This is a genomic window from Peribacillus sp. SIMBA_075, assembly GCF_046534585.1.
This window is the reverse complement of sequence record NZ_JAWRYN010000641.1, coordinates 1-271: the sequence shown is the minus strand read 5'-3', so window position 1 is coordinate 271 and position 271 is coordinate 1. Positions and strand designations below refer to the sequence as shown.

The 271-nt window shown below is 47.2% G+C and carries 1 pseudogene; it reads right to left on the bottom strand.

The annotated features are described in order from the left end of the window. Positions 1-271 (bottom strand): annotated as a pseudogene (locus SB775_RS29745) (putative beta-lysine N-acetyltransferase); the annotation flags it as partial.

Here is a 271-nt window from a genome sequence, read left to right as displayed (position 1 = left end):
GTCATGTTCGACGGCATAAAAGACTGTCCCTTCCTCCATCACCTTTTGGATGTAATCTGGCTCGTTCATTGGCGTGGGATACGTTTCAAAGACGGTATCATAGAGCTTTGCCAGCTTGTGCACATCCTCTGGACCGGCTTTCCTCATCACATACTCATCCTGCCATGTGCCTTGGTCTTTTTTAATCGGCTTTTCTTGAATAGACGCAACGATTTCATCTTCCTTCAGCCAAAACGGGCTGTTCATTCGATCTTCGGTCAGAAAGAGCGAC